Source organism: Saccharothrix longispora (assembly GCF_030852425.1).
Lineage (GTDB): Bacteria > Actinomycetota > Actinomycetes > Mycobacteriales > Pseudonocardiaceae > Actinosynnema > Actinosynnema longispora.
The window spans coordinates 28353-47231 of record NZ_NSDM01000030.1; the positions used below are offsets into that span (position 1 = coordinate 28353).

11 protein-coding genes are annotated in these 18879 nt (G+C 76.1%); 3 read left to right on the forward strand and 8 right to left on the reverse strand.

Going from position 1 to position 18879, the window contains the following annotated elements; genetic code table 11:
• The first annotated feature begins 131 nt into the window (after window positions 1-131).
• Window positions 132-1382 carry a WS/DGAT domain-containing protein gene (locus CKY47_RS35630; RefSeq protein ID WP_306750798.1) on the forward strand — a complete coding sequence of 417 codons (1251 nt, stop codon included), beginning with the start codon at window positions 132-134 and terminating at the stop codon, window positions 1380-1382.
• A gap of 15 nt (window positions 1383-1397) precedes the next feature.
• Here the strand turns inward: CKY47_RS35630 and CKY47_RS35635 are convergent, their stop codons facing one another.
• A complete protein-coding gene (locus CKY47_RS35635) occupies window positions 1398-1862 on the reverse strand; it encodes a hypothetical protein (protein ID WP_306750799.1) in 465 nt (154 codons plus the stop codon).
• A 138-nt stretch (window positions 1863-2000) separates the two neighbouring features.
• Here CKY47_RS35635 and CKY47_RS35640 point away from each other — a divergent pair, with 138 nt between their 5' ends.
• Entirely contained in the window at window positions 2001-2975 is a 975-nt protein-coding gene (locus tag CKY47_RS35640) for a sensor histidine kinase (protein ID WP_306750800.1), read from the forward strand.
• A gap of 47 nt (window positions 2976-3022) precedes the next feature.
• Here the strand turns inward: CKY47_RS35640 and CKY47_RS35645 are convergent, their stop codons facing one another.
• From CKY47_RS35645 to CKY47_RS35655, 3 genes are read right to left on the reverse strand one after another with little or no spacing between them, the layout of a single operon-like run.
• Window positions 3023-5185: a hypothetical protein gene (locus CKY47_RS35645; RefSeq protein ID WP_306750801.1), complete on the reverse strand. Its 2163-nt coding sequence runs from the start codon at window positions 5183-5185 to the stop codon at window positions 3023-3025.
• 5 nt (window positions 5186-5190) lie between these two features.
• Complete coding sequence (locus tag CKY47_RS35650; RefSeq protein ID WP_306750802.1) at window positions 5191-5856, reverse strand: response regulator transcription factor; 666 nt, start codon at window positions 5854-5856, stop codon at window positions 5191-5193.
• The gene (locus CKY47_RS35655; protein ID WP_306750803.1) at window positions 5847-6392 is read right to left on the reverse strand and encodes a sensor histidine kinase; all 546 of its coding nucleotides are present in this window, start codon (window positions 6390-6392) and stop codon (window positions 5847-5849) included. The genes CKY47_RS35650 and CKY47_RS35655 overlap by 10 nt, the downstream gene beginning before the upstream one ends.
• Before the next feature lie 100 nt (window positions 6393-6492).
• On the opposite strand from CKY47_RS35655, the gene CKY47_RS35660 reads away from it, so the two are divergent.
• A complete protein-coding gene (locus CKY47_RS35660; RefSeq protein ID WP_306750804.1) occupies window positions 6493-8388 on the forward strand; it encodes an Hsp70 family protein in 1896 nt (631 codons plus the stop codon).
• Here CKY47_RS35660 and CKY47_RS35665 read toward each other — a convergent pair whose 3' ends face one another.
• From CKY47_RS35665 to CKY47_RS35680, 4 genes are read right to left on the reverse strand one after another with little or no spacing between them, the layout of a single operon-like run.
• On the reverse strand, window positions 8389-11496 hold the full coding sequence (locus tag CKY47_RS35665) for an AAA family ATPase (protein WP_306750805.1): 3108 nt from the start codon (window positions 11494-11496) through the stop codon (window positions 8389-8391).
• Window positions 11481-12350 carry a hypothetical protein gene (locus tag CKY47_RS35670; RefSeq protein WP_306750806.1) on the reverse strand — a complete coding sequence of 290 codons (870 nt, stop codon included), beginning with the start codon at window positions 12348-12350 and terminating at the stop codon, window positions 11481-11483. The genes CKY47_RS35665 and CKY47_RS35670 overlap by 16 nt, the downstream gene beginning before the upstream one ends.
• A 29-nt stretch (window positions 12351-12379) precedes the next feature.
• A complete protein-coding gene (locus CKY47_RS35675; protein WP_306750807.1) occupies window positions 12380-14914 on the reverse strand; it encodes a hypothetical protein in 2535 nt (844 codons plus the stop codon).
• A 55-nt stretch (window positions 14915-14969) separates the two neighbouring features.
• The gene (locus tag CKY47_RS35680) at window positions 14970-18446 is read right to left on the reverse strand and encodes a toxin glutamine deamidase domain-containing protein (protein ID WP_306750808.1); all 3477 of its coding nucleotides are present in this window, start codon (window positions 18444-18446) and stop codon (window positions 14970-14972) included.
• Window positions 18447-18879: the final 433 nt, after the last annotated feature.

The window sequence follows — 18879 nt, forward strand, 5'->3', positions numbered from 1 at the left end:
ACCTTCTCCGATCCCCTGTGGACGGTTACCGTCGGGGCGTCGCGCAGCGCGGTCCCGCTCCGGAGCGGGACCGGCTCTCCCCCTCCACCCGACCCGCATCCCGTCGGATGCCCCCTGCCCAGGTGGTTCCCGTGAACAGTGACGCCCCTCCCCGCCCCGCGGACTTCCTGGCCGGCGCGTTCGCCCGGCTCGACGGGTTCGCGCCCGACCCGACCGACCTCCGCATGGGACTGGTGTTCCGCGTGACCGGCCCCCGTCCCGCGCTGACGGCGGTGCGGGACCTGGTGGCCGCGCGCGTCGACCGCGACTCGCCGCTGAGGCAGCGCCTGGTGCGCGACGACGGCGTCCACTGGGAGGACGATCCCGACTTCGACGTCGCGCACCACGTGCGGGAGCTGCCCGGCGCCGGCGGGGCGCTGCCCGCGCGGTCGGTCCTGGCCGGGCCCCCGGATCCGGCGCGCCCGCCGTGGGGCGTGTGGCTGTCACCCGCCGGCCCCGATTCGTGGGACCTGCACTACCTCGCGCACCACGCGAGGCAGGACGCGGCGGCCGCGGTGCGCACGGTCGTGGCGCTGCTGGGTGACGGCGACCGGCCCGCACCCGCGCCCGCCGCCGAGCGGTCGCGGTCGTGGACGCGGGGGCGGGCAGGCCTGCTCTCGCTGTCCCCCGATTTGCTCCGCACCTTCGCGCCCTCGCCGCCCGCCCCGGTCGGCGACGGCCCGGAACGGCTGCTGGCTCAGCGGTCCGCGCCCCTCCGCCTCTTCAGGGAGGTCTCGCGGAGCACCGGCGCGACGGTGAACCAGGTCCACCTGGCCGCGCTGGCCGTCGCCCTGGACCGGTGGTCCCCGGTGGCGGCGGGGCGGTCGTCCAGGCAGGTCGCCGTGCCGGTCGACACGCGCCGCCCCGGCGAGCCCGACGACGACTTCGCCAACCGGATCGGGCTGATGCGCGTGGCCCTGCCCTCCGGCGCGCGGCCCGCGGACGCGCTGCGCGCCGTGGTGGCGGCGGCGGGACGCGATCGGACCGACCGCCACCGCCGGGCGTGGCGGGACCTGGCGGACAACGCCCCCGAGCGGGTGGCGGGCCGGGTGCTGCGCAGGATCACCGACCCGACCCGCGTCTCGGTGACGCTGTCGAGCATCCGCGTGGACGCGCCGCTGATTCTGCTGGGCGCGCCGGTGTCGACCGTCACCGCGGTTCCGTGGCTCCCGCCCGGCCACACCTGCTTCGCCCTGGCGGTCGGCTACCGGGACGAGATCCGGCTGTCCGCGCTGTCCCCCGGCAATGTCCCCGACCCGGCGGAGCTGGTCGCGTCGTGGTCCGAGGCCGTGGAGGACATCCACCGGGCGCACGTGCGCGGGACCGCCGGACCGGCGCGCTGACCGGGAAGGGGCGGGTCAGCGGTCCTCCGCCGGCCCGCCCCGCCGCGCGATCCGGAACGCCTCGACGTACTTGGGCAGCTCCCGCAGTGCCTGGGCCAGCAGGCCGGGCGAGACCTGCTCGGAGAACGCCGAGTCGACGACGAACCGGCCGACCGCGGGGTAGCGCTCGCCGATCCAGCGCAGCGACGGGTCGTCCCACACCTTCAGGCCCTGCTCTCGCAGGCGCAGCTGCTCCAACGTCCGTTCGAGGCTCGCGATCACCTCGTCCGCCTCCTCGCCCATGACGAGGCGGCCCTCCCGGGCCAGCGTGAGCATGAGGTCGCCCGCGAAGCGGGGGCCCGTCCCGGGGCCGCGGTCGCCGAAGAGCGGCGCGGCGGGCCACGCCACCGGGTCGTCCGGTCCGCGCACCCGGCCTCCGACGTCCCCGCCGACGGGCAGGTCCCGCGGCCCGTCCGCGTCCCCGAACGCGATCGGCTCCATTAGCCACCTCCTGCGACCACGGCACCACGCCGCACGGCCGACCGGCGGCCCGAGTGGCGGATCATGCCCGTACGGATAGCAGGCTCTGCCCCGGCACACTCCGAGGCGGTGTCCCCGTCGTCGCGGTACCGTCGTGGTGTGCGCCGCCGGGACCGCGACGACCGCGGGGTGAAGGGGATCGTGGACCACCTCGCGTCCTGTGGCGACCGCTCTCCCGACCTGCGCGGCCTCGCCGAGGTGATCGGGCGGTCGGTCGGCGCGCGGGCCTGCGCGCTGACCGTGGACGGGCGACGTCTCACCTGGGGCGTGGCGGGGACGACCTGGTGGGGGACCGCCGTTCAGCACGGCGGCGAGGTGCAGGGCGCGCTGGCGGTGAGCCCCGGGTCGATGGGTCCGCTGCCCGGTGTGGCCGCGGCCGTCGGGCCGTTGTTCGCCGAGGCGCGCCTGGCCGCCGACGCCGACCGGCTGCGACGCGCGGGCGACGCCGCGGTGCGCGAGCTGGCCGACGGCCGATGGCGGGCGGCGGCCGAGATGGACCGCGAGCGCCGGGCGGCCGAGCGGGACCTGCACGACGGCGCGCAGCACCACCTGGTCGCCCTGCGCATGTCGGTCGCGTTGATGGAGCACGCCGTCGCTACCGGGGACGAGGAGAAGGCGCGGGAACTGCCGGCCCGGTTCTCGGCCAGGCTGGACGAGGCGGAGCAGTTGGTCGTCAGGACCGCCTCGGGCATCCTGCCGGTGGCGCTGGTCGCCAAAGGGCTGGCCCCGGCCCTGGCGGAGGAGTTGGACGGGCACGACGACGTGCGCCTCGACGTCGACCCAGCGCTGCGGCGGTACCCGGGCCCCGCCGAGTCCGCGGTGTTCTTCGTGTGCCTGGAGGCGGTCAGCAACGCCCGCAAGCACGCCCCCGGCGCGCCGATCCGGGTGTCGCTGCGCGAGACCGGGGCCGGGTTGGGGTTCGAGGTGCGGGACGGCGGCCCGGGCTTCGGTGAGCTGCCTCCGGACGCCGGTCTGCACCACCTGACCTCGCGGATGGCCGCGGTGGGTGGCACGGTGCGGATCGCCTCGGCGCCGGGGAAGGGCACCTCGGTCATCGGGTCCGTCCCCCGCTGAGCCTGCGGCACGGACCCCTACGACCGACCCGCGACGCCGCGCCCACGTCAGACCGCACCGGGTGCACCGGGTGCACCGGGCGGACCGTCCCATACCAGTCCCTCGCAGCTGCGCACCAGCACTTCGCACACCTCGCGCACCCGTGAACTCGTGGCGGGGTGCCCGCCCCGGGCCCGCCACCACTCGGCCTCGGCCCGCGCGGCCGACCCCAGCCACTGCGCGTCCGCCCCGGGCGGCAGGTCCAACCTGGTGTGGGCGGCGGGACCGTGCGCGCCCAGCAGCCGCAGCACCCGGTCCCGCAGGTCCGGTGGCACGATTGCCGAGCGCTCCACCTCGTCCAGCAGGTCGAGTTCGACGACCTCGTGCGCGGCGGCGCGGACCCGCTCGACCTCCCACCGCATCGGGTGGCCGCCGGGCAGCGCCCGGACCGCCTCCGTCGCGGACACCAACCCCCGGCGCGCGGCGATCAGGTCTGCCCGGACGAGGAGCCGCGCCGCGAGGAGCCGCCGCAACTCGACCAGCCCGCTCTCCCGGGCGAGGACCCGGGCCAGGTCCTCGGTCGAGTCGGCGTCGCGCGCGGCCGCGACGGCCACGCGCAGTTCGTCGCCCGTCAGCCGGCCCACCTCCGGCGCACCGGCGCGCAGGGCTCGGTACCGCTCGTCGGTCAGCGTCGACGCGACCAGGGCGAGCGCCGGCCGCAGCACCGCACCGGGCTCGATCACGTCGACGCGGTGGCGCCCCAGCCGCAGCTCCGCCCGGAACCCCGCGGTGGGCGGGGCGAGGCACAGCACCGCGTCAGCGGTGGGGGCGCCGGTCCCCGGATCGGCCGCCAGGAGCCTCGCCACGGCCTGCTCGGCCGCACCGGGCACGTCCAGCACGGTCAGCCCTCGCAGCACCTCCGCCCGCCGGCGCACGACCACCCGGTCCTCCGCGCCGCGCCGCGGCTCGACGGCGTCCTGCCCGTACGCGTACCACACGGGCCCGCCCGCGTCGACCGCGTCGCCCCCGAGCAGCGCGCCCACGACGGCCCTCCGGCCCGGCCCGACCACGGCGAGCCGCGGTGCCCGCCCCAGGTCGTCGGCGACGGCCGCCCACCGGTCCCGGTCGCCGGGCGAGGCCGCCCACCACCCCAGCTCGACGAGGTCGTGCACCTGCACGCGCAACCGGTGGGCGGGTCCGTCCTCCGCCCCGTCGGCCGGGGCCGGGCCGATCCGCTCGGGCAGTCGGATCGACACGTGCGCGGAGCCTTCCGACGCGGTGCACGCCAGCCTGCCGCCCAGGACGGCCAGGCGGGCCGCGTCGTCGGCGAGGTCGGCCCTCAACCGCTCGACCGGGGCGGTCCACCCCGGCGCGGTCACGTCGACCGCCAGCTCGCCGTGGGCGCGCGCGAAGTCGACCGCCACCGGCGTGGTCGCGTTCTCCGCCGCCACGAGGTTCAGCACCGCGGCGGCGGCGTGGTAGAAGCCCGACTCGACCTCCCAGCCGACCCTCCGGCCGAGGTCGCCGCCGAAGCGCACGGGGCGGCGCAGGACGGCGACGAGCTCCTCCAGCGCCGCGCGCGGACCCCGGTCGGGCAGCATCGCCGGGTGCACGCCGCGCACCGCGGTGCGGAAGGTGTCGAGCAGTCCGTCGAGCCCGTCCTTCAGCTCCTCGACCGCCCGGGTGGTGAAGGCGTCGCCCAGGCGCTCCACCCGTTCGCGCACGTCGGCGAAGTCGCGCCCGGCCAGGGCCGTGATCGCGCCGACCAGCCTGCGCCGCTCCAGGTCGCGGACCTCCGCCAGCCGCTCCCGCGCCGACGCCAGCTCCGCGTCCAACCGCGCCGCGCGTACCGCGGCCCGGTCGCGGGCGGCGCGCAGCCCCTCCAGGCGGATCGCGACCCCCACCCACACGGCGGTCTCGCGCAGGGCTTGCCGGTCGCGCTCGTGGCCCCGCCCCGGTGCGGCGACCAGGAGGCCACCGCCGCCGGCCACGGGTTCCGCCGCCACGTCGGGCAGCGCCGCCAACCCGGCGAGGTCGGCGGCGAGCACGTGCCCTGGCTCGCGCCGGGGCCACGACGTCGCCACGGCGAGCCCTCGCGGCGTCGGCTGGCAGTACACCACGTCCGCGTCGGTCAGCTCCGCCAGGTTGCGCACCAGGGCCGGGACCACGAGGGCCGCGGGGGTGCACGCCGCCACCAGGTGCGGAGCGCGTCCACCGCCGCGCCGCGCCACGCCGGCTACGCCTCGGTCCGGCGCGCCCGCAGGTAGGCGAGCACGGCGAGCACCCTGCGGTGGTGCACCGAGGGGTCGCCGGTCAGGTCGAGCTTGGTGAAGATGGACGCGATGTGCTTCTCCACGGCCTTCGCCGACACGAACAGCTCCCCGGCGATGGCGTTGTTGGTGCGCCCCTCCGCCATCAACCGCAGCACGTCCTGCTCGCGCTCGGACAACGTGGACAGCGCGCCGCCCTCCCGGCCGGCGGGGGCCTGCACCAGCCGCTTGGCCAACGCCGGTTCGATCACGATCTCCCCCGAGGAGATCCGCGCCAGCGTGTCGTCGAGCACCTGCACACCCGCGATCCTCTCCTTGAGCCGGTAGCCGATCCGCTCGGTCCCGATCTCCAGGATGCGCATCAGGTAGTGCGTCTCGGCGTAGTGGGACAGCAGCAGCAGCCCGACGTCGGGCCGCAGGTCGCGGATGCGGCCGGCGGTGACCAGGCCGCCGTCGGGTTCGGGGGGCATCCGGATGTCGAGGACCGCCACGTCGACGGGTTCCGTCGCCACCATCGCCAGCAGCTTGTCCCCGTCCGGGAAGCAGCCGGCGACCTCGTGCCCCGCGGCCTCCAGCAGCAGCACCAGCCCCTCGCGGAAGAGGGCCCCGTCCTCGGCGATGGCTACGCGCACCGGACCACCGCCCACCTGTGCCGCGAGGCGTGCCCCGGGCGGTCCTCGCGGAGGTGGACGCCCACGAGCCGGAGCCCTCCCCGGATGCGCACGACGACCGACGTGCCGGGGCGCAACGACCGCAGGTGGTCCACGAGCAGCAGGCACACCCGCGAGGCGGACGGTCCGGTCAGACCGGACGGCGGGACGTCGAGGTCCAGCGCCAGCCCGCAGCGGTCCGCGGTCTCGCGCAGGGCGGGCACGAGGCCCGCACCCGCGAGAACGGGCGGGTAGAGCACCTGGCCGACGTCGCGGAGGTCGTCGACGATGAGGCGCACCCGCCCCTGCGCCGCATCCACCAATTCCCGCACCCGCGGGTCTGTCACGGTTCCAGAGATCAGACTCAACTCCAGCGCCAGGGCGGAGACCCGCAGCGCGGGTCCGTTGTGGAGGGTGCGCTCCAAGTCGCGCCGCAGCGCGGCGGACCCCGGTCCGGGGGAGCGCAACCTGGCGGGCAGACCGCCCGCCCGTGCCAGGATCCCTCGTACCAAGCCCATCACGGCTCCAGCGTCGTACTCCCGGATCGATGGTGCAAGGTGGCCCTCCCCAAGGGGCAGTAGGGATATCCCTACTCCGATCCGGTGCTTACATAGCGCCATGACCACGACGTTCTCGAGGGGAGTGTTCGAATTGGGGTACGGCCTCGGTGTAGACCTCGGCACGACGTTCACCGCCGCCGCCGTTTCCGGGACGACGGGAACCCGCATGGTTCCCCTCGGTCCCGACGTCGTGGTCCCGTCGGTGGCCTTCGCGCTCCGCGACGGCGGCCTGCTGACCGGCACCACCGCGGAGATCGCGGGCGCCGGTGAGCCCGGTCGGGTGTCACGCAGCCACAAGCGCCGGCTCGGCGACCCGACGCCGCTGGTGATCGGCGGCGTCGCCTACTCACCGGAGGCCCTGCTGGCCGCGCAGCTGCGCGACGTGGTGACGCTGGTTACCGCGATGGAGGGAGCCGCGCCGCGGAGCGTGGTGCTGACGTGCCCCGCCGTCTGGGGGCCGTACCGCCGCGAGCACTTCGACGAGGTGCCGCGCCTGGCGGGGCTGCCCGACGTGCGGATCGTCACCGAGCCCGAGGCCGCCGCCATGCACTACTCGGTGGAGCGCAGGCTCGCGGACGGCGAACTGGTGGCCGTCTACGACCTAGGCGGCGGCACGTTCGACGCCACGATCCTGCGCGCCCGGCCCGGGGGGATGGAGATCCTGGGAACCCCCGAGGGCATCGAGCGCCTCGGCGGCATCGACTTCGACGAGGCGTTGCTGGCGCACGTCGACGCGCGCGTGGACGGGGCGATCGGCGCCCTGGACCCGGCCGACCCGGAAGCGGCGACCGCGTTGACCGCGATCCGCGCCCTCTGCGTGCGGGCCAAGGAGGACCTGTCCCTGGAGCCCGACGTGACCCTGCGCCTGCCGCTGCCCGGCGGGGTGCGCGAGGTCGTCGTGACGCGGGTGCAGTTCAACGACATGATCCGGCCGTCGGTGGCGCTCACGACGGAAGCGCTGCACCGCACGATCTTCTCGGCGGGCCTGCGGCCGGACGACCTGGCGGGCGTGCTGCTGGCGGGCGGCTCGTCCCGCATCCCCCTGGTGCCGCAGATGGTCTCCGCCGCCTTCGGCAAACCCGTGCGGGTGAGCCTGCACCCCAAGTTCACCGTGGCACTCGGTGCGGCGGCGATCGCGCGCAACGCGGTGGAGGTCCCGCGGACGACGTCCGCCGCACCGGCGCCCGCGGAGGTCGCGCCCGCCGCCCGCAGGCGCCCGAGGTGGCTTCTGCCGGCCGCGGCCGCCGCCGCGGCGCTCGCCGTCGCCACCGCGGTGACCCTCGTGCCGGGCGACGAAGGGCGGGGCGGGACCCCGGTGGCGGCCGGCACCCCCGACCCGGTGTCACCGCCCGGTGCCGCGTCGACCTCCCGGGCGAGCACGGGGAGCGCGTCCGGGCCCGCGGTCGAGCTGTTCGACGGCCGCGACGTCAGCCCGTACCGGAGCATGCTCGGCACCGCGGAGGACGGCTGGGCGGGCACCCCGATCGGCGACGACGGCAAGGCCGACTACCGGGCGGTCTCGGCGGCGCCCGGCGGACCCGATGGCGTGCGGGTGACCTGGAGCGGCGCGGGACCGGGCCAGTTCTACCTCCAGCACAGCACCGGTGGCGGCAGCGACCTCAAGGCGCACGTCGCGGCGAACAGCGCGCTGGTGGTGGACGTGGTCGTGCACCGACCGCCGAGCGACCGCACGGCGCTGGCCGCCCACTGCGTGTACCCGTGCGGGGCCGAGCTGGAGACCACGTCGGTGTTCCGCGGTCTGAAGAGCGGGGAGAAGCAGACCGTCAAGGTCCCGGTCTCCTGCTTCACGGCCGCGGGGCTGGACCCCACCAACGTCAGCACCCCGTTCCTGATCGTGACGGCGGGGACCTTCGAGGCGACCTTCGAGCGCATCCGCTGGGTGGACGGCGCCGCCTCCGATCCCGACGTGACGCCGTGCGACCGGCTCCACTGATCACCCCCGCCCCGGCGCGGACCCGGCGGGGCTCGGGATGTCCTCCGGCAGCAGCAGGCACAGGTCGTTGATCGTGGGCGCGACCAGCCCGCGCATCCGGCGGGCGTGCCGGGTCACCGCCTCGTCGAGGACCTGCCGCGCGTAGCGGCCGTTGCCGAACGACTCGCCGCGCGGCGCGGCGGCGAAGTGGGCGCGCAGCGCGGCCACCGTCGCGCCGCTGCACTCGTAGCCCGACGCGTGGGCGTGCTGGGTCATGATGGTGACCAGCTCGTCGGGGGTGTAGTTGGCGAACCGGACGCGGTGCGAGAAGCGCGACGACAGACCGGGGTTGGCGGCCAGGAAGCCCTCCATCTCTCGCTCGTAGCCCGCGGCGATCACCACGACCTCGTCCCGGTGGTCCTCCATCAGCTTCACCAGCGTGTCGATCGCCTCGCGGCCGAAGTCGTGCCCGCCGCCCTGCGGCACGGACAGGGTGTACGCCTCGTCGATGAACAGCACGCCGCCGCGCGCCCGGTCGAACGCCTCCGTCGTGCGCCGGGCGGTGTGCCCGACGTACTCACCGACCAGGTCCGCCCGGCTGACCTCGGTCACCTGGCCCTGGGCCAGGGCGCCGAGCGCGGTGAGCAGCGAGCCGTAGAGGCGCGCGACCGTGGTCTTGCCGGTGCCGGGCGGCCCGGCGAAGATCAGGTGCCGGCTCAGGGAGGGCACGGGCAGGCCCGCCGCCTGCCGCTGCCGGGCCGAGGCGAGCAGGTCGACCATGCCGGCGACCTCGCGCTTGACGTCGTCGAGGCCGACCAGCCCGCGCAGCTTCCCGAGCAGCTCCTCCACGCGCTCCTCGTCCACGCGCCCCGCGCCCGCGCCGACGGCGGAGCCGGGCAGCGGCCCGAGGTCGTCGGGCAGCAACCGGGTCAGCGCCACGGGCCCCACCGAGTCGTCCTCCGCCAGCCGGTACGCCTGGCGGCCGATCATCTCCTCGAACACCTTGCGCGCGGTGCGGCCGTTGCCGAAGGACGCGTCGCGCGGCAGGTTGGTGAAATAGGTGTGCAGCGCCGCCCTGGTCTCGAACTCCAGCCGGTAGTCGTGGCCGGTGCACATGCCCTCGACGATGGTGACCATCTCGGCCGACGAGTAGTCGGTGAACTCGATGGTCCGGGAGAACCGGGACGACAGGCCGGGGTTGGCCGCCAGGAACGAGCGCATGTCGTTGGTGTAGCCGGCGACGATCACCACGACGTCGTCGCGGTGGTCCTCCATCAGCTTCACCAGGGTGTCGATCGCCTCGCGCCCGAAGTCGGGCCCACTGCCGCCGCTCTGCGCGGCCAGCGTGTACGCCTCGTCGATGAACAGCACGCCGCCGAGCGCCGCCTCGAACCGCTGGGCGGTCTTCAGGGCGGTGCCGCCGATGACGGACGCGACCAGGTCGGCCCGCGCGACCTCGACCAGCTGGCCGACGCGCAGCACGCCCAGCGCGGCCAGGATGCGCCCGTAGAGGCGGGCGACCGTGGTCTTGCCGGTGCCGGGGGCGCCGGCGAAGACCAGGTGCCTGCCCAGGGGCGGCGACGGCAGCCCGGCGGCGGCGCGGCGCTCGGCCATCTGGTGCAACCGCACCAGGGTCTCCACCTCGCGCTTGACGCCCGCCAGCCCCACCAGGGAGTCCAGCTCCGCGAGCAGGGCGTCCAGGTCGTCCCCCGGTGCCGCGGGCACGGCCCGCCCCCTCTCGTCCTGCCGGCCGCGCCGGTCGTGGTCGTGGGGGCCCTGCCGGTCGGACCGGTCCTGTCCGGCCGGGCCGGTCGCGTCCGCCCGACCGCGCGCGTCGACCGGCTCGGGCCCGGCACCCCGGTCGGCGACGCCCACCAGGTCCCGGCCCCGGTTGCGCTCGACGCGGCAGCCGCGCACCTCCACGGGCTGGGTGGTCGTCACGACCACGCCGTCGCCCCGGTTGTCCACCACCTCGGCGTCGCGCAGCTCCCCGGTGGCGCCGTCCTCCCAGACCGCGCCAGTCTCGCACTCGCGCACCGAGCCGCCGGCCACGGCGAGCCGGGCGCCGCGGCGGGCCACCAGGCCCGACCTCTCGACACCCGTCACGTGCCCGTCGAGCAGGGTGACCTCGGCGTTGTCCTCGGCGATCACACCCATGCCCGCACCGGACTCGACGGCGCAGCGGGTGAGCGTGGCCCGCCCCGCACCGCCGACCAGCACCGCGTCGTGCCCGGTGTCGCGGAAGGTGCAGTCGGTCAGCTCCGCGGACGAGCCCTCCACCACGTGCACCGCGTGCCCCGAGGCGGACTCCACGACGACGCGCTCCAGCACGACGGACGCGCCCTGGACCACCACGACGGCCTGCGCGGCGGTGCGCTCGATCCGGCAGTCGCGCAGCACGGGCTGCGACCCGGCGCCGACGAGGACCGCCACGCCGTCCACATCGAACACGCTGGTGCCGGTGAGGGCGAGGGTGCTGTCGGCCTCCAGGACGATCGCGTTGCCGCCGATGCGCTGGAGGCGGCAGTCCTCCAGGTCGCCGCCCGCGCCGTCCGCGGCGAGGACCGCGCCCTGCGCGTCGGCGATGGTGCAGCCGACCAGCCTGGCGGTGCCGCGCGCGCGGACGACGACGGCGATGGTGGAGATCGACTCAAGGGCGCAGTCGCGCAGCTCGGCCTGGCCGCCGTCGAACACCAGCACGCCCGCGCCGCCGCCGTTGCCGACGCGGCACTCGCGCGCCCGCAGGTCGGCGCCCCGACGGACCACCACCGCGACTCGCGAGTTCGCCGACACGACGCACTCCTCCGCATACAGCGTGCCGCCGGTCAGGTCGAGGGCGGCCTCACCCCCGGTGTGCGCGAGCACGATGCCGGAGATGGTGGCGCGCTCGGCGCTCAACCGCAGCGCCGGGTTCTCGGCGGACTCGATGCGCACCTCACCCGCAGCACCCGCGCCGGACAGCGTGACGTCCCGGTCCAGCACCACGGCCTCGGTGTACGTGCCGGGGCGCACGGCGATCACGTCGCCGTCGCCCGCGGCCGCGACGGCGTCGCTGATGGTGCGGAAGCAGTCCGGCTCGGTGGGCGACACGCTCAGCACGGAGCGGAGACCGCTCACCCTGCTCGCCACAGCGGTCCCTCCTCACCGGCGGGGGTCAGCGCGGCGCGCACCCGGTAGCGCTCCAGGTGGGTCAGCGCCGTGCGGGGCGCGTGCGACGCGGCGTGGTCGGCGAACTCGGGGTCGGGCGACAGCATGTACCTCTCCAGGTAGTAGCGGGACGCCTCGGACCACACCCACCGGCCGTCCGAGCGCAGGTCCACCGGCACCGGCCGGGGGGACCGCGACAGGACGTCGTCCAGGGTGTCGGGCACCGGCAGCACGACCTCGCCGCCCGCCAGGAAGTCCAGCAGGCGCTGCCGCTCGTCGGCGGCGACCACGAGTTCGCGGACGGGGTTGAACCAGGGGCCGTCGGTCGCCGAGGCCCCATCGAAGGCGCGGGCCACCCGGACCGGTTCGGCGGGCTCCGCGCTCCACAGCAGCGTGGCGGCCAGCAACGCGTCCTCGTGGTAGCGGAGCAGCGCGGTGGTGGGGCCGAACACCTCTACGCGCGGCGACCGCTCCCCCCTCGCGGTCAGCACGCGCTGCACCGCGCCGGTGATCGCGGCCAGGTCCACGCCCGGCCGCGCCTGCACGAGGTAGACCGGATCGGTGCCGGCGCGCATCGCCCGCCAGCAGGCCGCCGCCTGGTGCGAGGCGACCGCCTGGACCACGGCGCGGTCGTGGGCGGAGGGGGTGGCGGGCGGCTCGAAGCGGTGCGCCACCCGGTCCCGGCCGACGTCGGCGAGTGCGCCGAAGAGGCGTTCCAGTTGGCCGTGGTCGCGGTCGGCGAGGGCTTCCCGGGCGATCACGAGCCAGCTGTCGGGCACCAGGCCCGCGAGGGCGAGCAGCCTGTGGTGGGGGTCCGGGTGCCGCGGGTCGGGCACGGGAGGCTCCTTCCGGTGTCGTCGGGGGGTCACGAGACGGGCAGGTCGCCGAACCACCGCGTGACCTCCTCCTCGTCGGCGGGGCCGGTGGCGGCGCGGGCCGCGACAGTGGCGCGCAGCCGCTTGAGCGCCTGGTCCTCGGGGGTGCCCTCCTCGGCCAGCAGGACGCGGCGCCGGTCGGTCTCCTCCACGGCCAGCACCCGCAGGCGGGTGTGGGCGGGGAGGAGGACGTCGTCGCGGCGGTCGTCGTCCAGCAGGCCGTCGAGGCGGCGGGCGGTGGTGCTCCAGATCAGCACCTCGGTCCCGGGCACCGGGCGCGCGGGCAGCGCGTTCCCGGCCAACGTGGGTTCGGGCAGGGTCAGCACGGTGCCGACGCGGTGGTCGGCGTCCACCGGCGCGCCCCGGAGCACGACGCCGCGCAGGGTCGGCAGGCGGCGCAGCCCCGCGGCCAGGCAGGTGTGGAAGTCGAGGTCGTGGTCGGCCTCGTGGTCGAGGGCGAAGACCCGCACGACGGTCAGCTCCGCGGTCAGCGCGGCGGCGTCGGCGCCGGGGGCCCGCAGGCCGGGCCGCTCGGCCAGCAGCCGCGCGACCGCCCGGTTGGCGACGTCGTAGCGGCTGCCCAGGGCGGCGCGCACGGCGGCCCGCTGCCCGGCGGTGCTGCGGGCGTCGCGGGGAACCTGCAAGGGTTCCCGCCGCGAGGGCCTCACCGGTTCGGCCGGGGTGGCTTCGACCCGGTCGGCGAGCGTCCCGGTGGTCGGCCCGGTGGCCTGTTCCGGCCCGGCGATCGGTTCCGGCCCGGCGGGGGGCGTGGCGGTGATCGGCTCGACGGGTGGCGTGCGACGGGGACTGGGTGGAGCGGTCAGGGACGACACGGCCGCCGGCAGCGCGGAGGTCAGGTCGGGCACCCGGGAGGTCGGCTCGGGTGCGACCGGCGGCGGCACCGGGGCGGGGGTCGCCGTCGGGGTGGGAGCGGGCGCCGCCGGAGCGGTCGCGGCGGCGGGTGCGGACGGTGCCGGTTGGGTGGGAAGAGGCGCGACCGGTCGGGGCGCGGGGGCGACCGGCTGGGAGGTGGGCGCGACGAGCGGGGGCGCCACCGGAGCGGGGACGGCCGCGCGCCTCGCGACGGTCGCCGTCGCGGGGATGGGGGCACTGCCTTCCGGCTCCGGCACCCCGACCACGGCGTCGACCCCCACGACCTCCACCGGGGCGACCGGGCGGTCCGGGGCACGGCGCGGCACGCCGACGGCCGGGGCGGCGGTCGCCTTGTCGGACACCTCCGGGACCTGGTCGAGGTGCACGACAAGGTCCGCGGCCGCGGGCGACACGGCCAGCAGCGGTTCGGCCGGCAGGACGCGCCCGTCCGGCGTGACCACCACGGCGTGCCGCCGGGGAGCGTCGTCGGGGTCGTCCCAGCCGGGCAACCCGCGCACCGCGTCCGCGGCGAACGGCGACGTGGGCACCACCCGCAGGTTCTCCCGCACGTCGTCGGGCAGTGCGCGGACCAACTCCGCCAGCGCGGTGACCACGGTCGCGGGCACCGCTCCCCCGGCGGCGACCACGAGGTCGGCCGTCGCGCCCGCGGGCTCCGACCACGCGGGGTCGGGCACGAGGTCGTCGGGCCGCGCGAGCACCCCGCGCGGCAGCACGTCGAGCCGCCAGCCCTCGGCGAGGCGGTAGGCGGCGGGCGCGACCATGGTCATCGACGGCACCGGCGCGAGCCAGCGGTCCACCACCGGCGCGGCGCCGGGCAGGTACACGCTCTCCAGGGCGAACGGTCGCCACGTGGGGTCGCCGCACTCGTCGAGGTGCACGGGGCCGTCGGGGCCAGGGACTCCGTGCAGCGCGCGCACCGGGCCGCCCAGCTCGTCGGCGAGCGCCTGGGCGACGTCGCAGCCGTAGCAGACCAGCACCGCACGGTCGCGGGCCTCACCGGGCAGGGCCCGCAGCACCTCGGCCACCTCGGGAACACCGGGGGCCGGCTCACCGGGCGCACCGACGACGACCGTCAAGCGCCCGGGATCGGGAACCCGGGTGCGGAGGGGGTCGTCGGCGCGCTCCGGCGAGCCGGGGGCGCGCAGCCACAGGCCGAGCGGGATCTGCTCGCCGGCGTCCCGGGGCAGGAGTTCCTGCCACCAGGGCGCCGGGTGGCGCGGCCCGGAACGGCGGCGACCGCCGTCGGGGCGGTAGGCGACCCACCCCGCGTCGCTGCCCGCCACGAACACGTTGCCACCCTGGAGCGGCACCAGGGCGTCGTCCGGCGCGACCACCTCCACGCCGAGGCGCTCGGCGAGCAGGTGCGCGGGCGGCAGCTCCCCGTCCGGTCCCGTCGCGGCCAGGTTCGGGGCGACCAGCCGGACGCTGCCCGACACGTGCTCGTCCAGGTCCGCGATCACCCACGGGTCGAGCCGCGCCACCGCCTCGACGGCCGACGCGCCCACCACGACCGCCGTCCGGTACCGCTCGGGGGCGAGGGCGGCGGCGAGGGCGGCCGCGTCGCCGTCCGCCCCGCGCGAGGCGACGAGCAGGGCGTGGCCCACCCGCTCCACGGTGATCGTGTCGTCCACTGCGTCCTCCTTCCGCCGGTCCCACTGCAATCACGCGGGGGACCGGCGGAAGGGTTCACCGCCTCACCGGCAGCGGCCTGCCCCTCGGCGGGAACTCCCACTCCCGGGGCTCCTCGGCGTCCGAACCGACCACCAGGGCCACCACGTCGCGCCCCAGCAGCGCGGCCAGGCCGGCCGCCAGTTCGGCGGTCACCACCTCGCCGACGAGCCGCAGGCCGCCGATCCCGGGGACAAGTCGGGCGGCCGTACCGCGCACCGCGGTCGCCACCCCGGCCACCACGTCGGCGAGCATGCGGTGGCCGTCCACCCGGCGCTGGTGCAGCACCAGCGCGGAGAGGAGCGCCTGCTCGGCGGCCGAGTTCGAGGCCCCCGCAGCCCGCACCTGGTCGCGCAGCGACCCGATCCGGTCGTCGAGGCCGTCGAGGTAGTCCGCCCAGTCCCCCGAGCCGACGCGGTCCCCGTACTCGCGCAGGACCTCCGCGCCGACCCCGTCCGGCGCGCGGGGCGGGGTGAGCGGCGCGCCGGTGAGGAACTCGCCCCCCGGGCCCAGCGGGATCGCGGTGAGGCGGCCGACGTCCCGGATGGCGTCGTCGGTCGCCGGCCGGATGGTGCCCGCCTGGGCGTCGACCAGCGACACGACACCGTCGTGGTTGACCACGTTCCAGGCGTGCCCGTCGCGGCTGCCCGGCGGGTAGGCGAAAACCAGGGCGGCGGAGCCGTGGCCGCCGCGCGCCACGCGGTCGATGACCTCCCCGAGCGCCCGCGGCCCGGCACCCAGCACCTCCGGCGCGTGGGGGAGGCTCCGGTCGAGCACCGCGTCCGCCACGCGGGGCGCCCGGCCGGTCACCATCGCACCGGCCACGCGCGGGCTGCCGTGGTAGGTCGCGTGGAAGGCCAGCGCGGCGTCGAGGCAGTTGACGTCGCGGCCCAGCGCGGAGCGGTCGCCGTTGACCAGGCCGACCCACCGGGCCGGGTCGGTGAACCGGGTTCCGGGCGGGACGACCTCCAGCAGCGCCGCGGTCTCCCGCTCCGACGGCGGGACCAGCTGCTCGCGCAGCGGCTTCACCTCCCGCGGCGCCGGCTCGGCGATACCCGTGCCGGGTTCCCCCTCCGACCGCGTGCCGAGGGCTTCCGGCACCTCGATGGCGCGCGTGCTCCTCCCGACCCGGTCCTCACCGTCGTCGGGGCGGGCACCGCCGGTCTCCGTCGAGTCGTCCGGCTCGGCGGGCGGCGATCCCATGTCGAAGTCGAACAGGCTGTTCGGCGACGCCGGCTCCAACACCGGGCCGTCCAACCCGGTGAGCGGCGACCCCATGTCGAAGTCGAGCGGCGACCCCATGTCGAAGTCGAACAGGCTGTTCGGCGACGCCGGCTCCAACACCGGGCCGTCCTGCACCAACACCGGGCCGTCCAACCCGGCGGGCGGCGACCCCATGTCGAAGTCGAACAGGCTGTTCGGCGACGCCGGCTCCAACACCGGGCCGTCCTGCACCAACACCGGGCCGTCCAACCCGGCGGGCGGCGACCCCATGTCGAAGTCGAACAGGCTGTTCGGCGATGTCGGCTCCGACATCGGGTCGTCCGGCACATCCTCGTCCGACCGAGTGACACCGAGCCCGACCGACTCCGCAAGCCCCGCCCGCGCCCGTGTCGACCCGACATCGGCACGGGCGTCCTGAACCACGTGCACGTCGGTGAAGACGGCACGTCCACCACGCACCACGACCGCCTCGACGCCCGCCTCCCGCAGCGCGTCCACCACACCCCTCGCACGGGCACCGGTCACCTCCACCGCGGGCCGACCGCCCGGCCGCGACGCGCCCACCGCCGACAGCTCCTCCGCCAGGGTCACCAGTTCGGCGGTCCTCATCGTCCCGAAGTCGTGCAGCGACAGCACCGGGGCCACGCCCCGCCTGGCACCCGGCATCCGGACGTCGGTGACCGGCGCGACCGCCCAGTCCACGAACACGTCGGCACCGTCCGCACGACCGCCGTCCCCGACCACCAGTGGGTAGAGGTCGCTCCGCCGCAGGATCTCCTTCTTCCACATCGCGTCGGCCACGAGTTGCGCATGGCTGCCCGTCACCAGCAGGACAGGGCTCAGCAGCCCGGCAGCACGCCGCCGCTCCACCGAAACGGCCAGGTCGGCGATGAGCGAATCGAGCTCGACCACCTGAAACAGCGTCAAGTCCGCCGCCCGCGGCGCGAAGTCCAACGACACCGGATGACCCGGGTGCTCCAGCAACCCCTTCGACCTCGGCGTCGCCCGCCAGAACAGCTCCACCGGGAACATCTCGCGCGGAACAGCCGGCGACGCCCCGACCCAGTCGACCCGCACCGCCGTCGCGCCGGCACCGGGTTCGGTCCGAACCCGCACACCCCGGGTCGCGAACACATCGGCCACCTCGGCGGAGGAGTCGCCCGACACCTCCACGACCGGGAGCGGGAGACCGTGCTGGGTCCGCACCCGCCCCAGCTCGGCCACCTCCCCGGCCAGGGCGAGCACCGCGTCCCCGCGGGCCGTCGACAGGGGCGTACCGGGCTCGGTCGCGTCGAGCACCAGGTCGGGCTCCTCGTCCCACGCGCTCGACCGGCCGCGACCACCTGCGGCCACGGCGCCGGGGTCGACCGGGGCCACCTCACCCAGGGCTCCCTGAGGTGGCTGGGCCGCGGTGGGTGGCTGGACCTCACGGGAGGTGCGGGTCACCCTGGACGTGCGACGCGGACGAGGCGCCCGGGGCACGCCCACCTCCTCTGCCGCCAGGGCCCGGCGAACCGCGCGGGCCACTTCAGCCGCTTGGGCCGCGGAGACCGCCTCGGACGCTCGAATCGCTTCCTCCGCCCGGGCCGCCCCAGCGGCTCGGGCCGCTGGGGCGGCTTGAATTGCCTCTCGAATTGCCTCGGTGACGTGGACGTCGGTGTGCCCGGCACGCCCACCACGCGCCACCACAGCCTCGACGCCCGCCTCTCGCAGCGCGTCCACCACGCGCCACGCCCCGGGGCCGGTCACCTCCACCGCGGTCCGACCACCCGCTCCCGCCGGCACCTCCGCCAACATCCGCTCCGCCACGACCCGCAACTCGACGGACCCCAACGACGCCAACCCCGGCAACGACAGCACCGGCGCCATACCCGACCGCGAACCCGCCTCCCCGGTCCGCCAGTCCACGAACACGTCCGCGCCGTCCGGGCGCCCCCCTTCGACCATCGAGAACGGAGCACCCGTGTCCCGCAACACCCGCTGGACGAGCCGCCCATGAGCACCCGACACCACCACCAGGGGAAGCGGCCGGTGCGCGGCACGCCGCAGACCCACCGAAGCGGTCAGGTCCCCGACCAGGTCCTCGACCTCGGCGGCCTGCTCCGGCGTCAGCTCCCGCACGCCCGGAGCGAAGTCCAACGACACCGGATGACCCGGGTGCTCCACCACTCCCCGAGACCTCGGCGTCGCCTTCCAGAACAACTCCACCGGGAACGCCTCGGGAGCCTCCACCTGCGACGGCACGAGCCAATCAACCCGTACCACCGTCATCCCGGCACGATTTCCGAGCTGGACCTCGACACCGCGGGACCGGATCACGCCAGCGCTGCTCCAGGCGGCAGGTCCCGACACCTCCACGACCGGGGCGGGAAGACCACGCGCGGCACGCGCCCGGCTCTGCTCGACCACCGCGTCGGCGAGCGCGAGCAACGCCGCATTGCGGTTCCACGATATCCGATTGGTCCTGTTGGGCGTGTACAAGACCAGTTCCGGTCCCTGGTTCCACGCACTCGAACGGTGCTGATCGGTACTCACCGAACCGTCGGTCACCAGGACCACGTCACCCGAACCCGCCGACGCCGTCTCGGCGGTGTGCACGTCGGTGTGGCCGGCGCGCCCACCACGCACCACCACAGCCCGGACACCCGCATCCTCCAGGACGTCGACGACCGCCTGGGCACGCGGACCCGTCACCTCCAACAAC